A 2,523-nucleotide genomic window follows, 5' to 3' on the forward strand; every position below is an offset into this window, starting at 1 on the left:
CTCATGGTCCAGGTGCGTCGAGCCCCCTCGCCAATCGCTGCCAATGGCCCGTAACTGACCTCGCGGATCATTTCCGGTGGCCAATCGACCGCCTTCACCCCCGCCCCCAGGTATCCGCTGGGTGATTTGCGCTCGCCGCGAGCGGCCAGCGTCACCGGGACGTCGATTTGAGCACCGTCGCGCTCAACCCGCAGCATGATTTTGGTATCAGGATGCATACGGACGGTATCGACGACCTGCTGCCAGTCATCCAGCGTACGACCATCAAGCTCCAGCAACCGGTCACCCGTCTTCAGGCCGGCAGCCTGAGCTGGCCCCTTTGGATCGAGTTCAGCCAGGACAGGCGGYAATGCCGGGCGCCACGGGCGAATCCCCAATGAGTGGATAGGGTCGGGCTCGTCAGCCCCTTTGAGCCATTTGTTCAGCGCAAGTTCACGAGGAGAATCAGCCGTGCCCCCCTGTTCGCGAACCATTATCTGCAACGAGCCGCTTTCACCCAGGCGACGAACCAATTGCAGGTTCACCTCCGCCCAGCCGGAAGTCGCCTCACCATCAATGGCCACGATTTCCTGGCCGGGGCTCAAACCCGCCTTGGCCGCAATACTGCCGGACTCGACAGCCCCGATGACTGGACGCACCTGCTCGCTGCCGAGCATTGCCAAACCCCAGAAGAACACCAATGCCAGCAGGAAATTGGCTATCGGCCCTGCAGCTACAATGGCAATGCGCTGACGAACGGATTTGCGATTGAAGGTCTGGCCGAGCTGATCGAGGGGGACTTCACCCTCGCGCTCGTCGAGCATTTTGACGTAGCCGCCCAACGGGATCGCGGCGACGACGAATTCGGTGCCTTGCTTGTCGTGCCAGCGCAGCAAAGGCATGCCGAAGCCTACGGAGAAGCGCAGCACTTTGACCCCACAACGACGCGCGACCCAAAAATGGCCGAACTCGTGGAAGGTAACCAGCACACCCAGAGCAACCAGGGTGCCGACAATCATATAGAGCGCGCTCATCTACTTTCTCCGCAATCCGMTCCGCTGCTGCCTGGGTCAACTATCCGCAGCATTTAGCGCCCGTGACGACTCAACCATTGTCCGGCCAGCAATCGMGCCTTCGCGTCCGCCGTGAACACTGCCTCGAGATCACCCACTGCTACTACGGGCTCAAGATTCAATACTTCTTCGATGATACTCGCGATTTCCGGGTAACGAACCCGTTCGTCGAGAAATGCCGCCACCGCCACTTCGTTCGCCGCATTGAGCATCGCTGGCGCGCTGTTCCCCGCCTCGGCCGCCTGACGGGCCAAACGCAGGCAAGGGAAACGTTCTTCATCCGGTGCCTGAAAATCCAGCCGTGCAATGGCAAACAGATCCAGCGGAGCCACACCCGAGTCAATCCGCTCCGGCCAGGCCAGGGCATTGGCGATGGGCGTGCGCATGTCCGGATTACCCAACTGCGCCAGAACAGAACCATCGACGTAGTCGACCAGCGAATGGATCACACTTTGCGGGTGAACCACCACCTCGACCTGGGATGGCCTGGCATCGAACAGCCAGCAGGCTTCGATCAACTCAAGCCCCTTGTTCATCATGCTGGCCGAGTCAACGGAGATTTTTCGCCCCATGGACCAGTTCGGGTGCGCACACGCCTGATCGGGAGAAACATGCGCCAGTTCAGCTATTGGCGTCTGCCGGAACGGACCGCCGGAAGCTGTCAGCAGAATCCGACGTACACCGACCGCCTCGAGGCCACGGGCATAATCGAGCGGCATGCACTGAAAAATCGCGTTGTGCTCGCTATCGATCGGCAGCAACACCGAACCGCTCTTGCGCACCGCCTGCATAAACAGCGCGCCGGACATGACCAGTGCTTCTTTATTGGCCAGGAGGATCTTTTTGCCAGCCTCGACCGCCGCCAGTGTCGGGCGCAATCCCGCTGCACCGACGATGGCCGCCATGACCGTATCGACTTCCGGATCGGAAGCGACCTGACACAAACCTTCCTCACCCACCAGAACACGGGTCGAAAGACCGGCCGCGCGCAAATCATCCTGCAAGGTGCGGGCAGCAGCGACCTCAGGCACGACAGCAAATCGCGGTACATGGCGCACGCACAGCGCCAGCAATTCACTCAAGCGGCTGAAGCCACTCAAGGCAAAGACCTGATAACGGTCAGGATGGCGAGCGATGACGTCGAGCGTACTCAGGCCAATCGAGCCGGTCGCACCCAGAACGGTAATCTGTTGCGAGCGGCTCATGGGGCCGCCATCCACAGCAGCACGGCAAATACCGGAATCGCTGCTGTCAGGCTGTCGATACGATCCAGCACGCCGCCGTGCCCCGGAAGCAGATTGCTGCTGTCCTTGATCCCGGACTGGCGCTTGAACATGCTCTCAGTGAGGTCGCCCACCACCGAAATGAACACGATCAGCGCGGCACCGATCAGCCCTTTGAGCAGCTCGGCCACCGTCCAGTCGCGCACCAGGGCAACCATTGCGGTAATCACCAGACTCAGCGCCAGACC

At 60.9% G+C, this 2,523-nt stretch carries 3 protein-coding genes; all 3 read right to left on the reverse strand.

Going from position 1 to position 2,523, the window contains the following annotated elements:
* The coding region (gene rseP / locus AC1DVH_RS29440; RefSeq protein WP_477756749.1) for an RIP metalloprotease RseP at positions 1-1,013 on the reverse strand (1,013 nt) is incomplete at its 3' end.
* Between the two features lie 53 nt (positions 1,014-1,066).
* Positions 1,067-2,257 (reverse strand): 1-deoxy-D-xylulose-5-phosphate reductoisomerase, encoded by a 1,191-nt coding sequence (ispC, locus tag AC1DVH_RS29445; RefSeq protein ID WP_477756750.1) that lies wholly within the window; start codon positions 2,255-2,257, stop codon positions 1,067-1,069.
* Positions 2,254-2,523, reverse strand: a 270-nt coding sequence (locus AC1DVH_RS29450) for a phosphatidate cytidylyltransferase (protein ID WP_477756751.1), incomplete at its 5' end; no start/stop codon positions are given. The genes AC1DVH_RS29450 and ispC, both read right to left, overlap by 4 nt.

The sequence above is a fragment of the Pseudomonas sp. P4_C3 genome, from assembly GCF_056402075.1.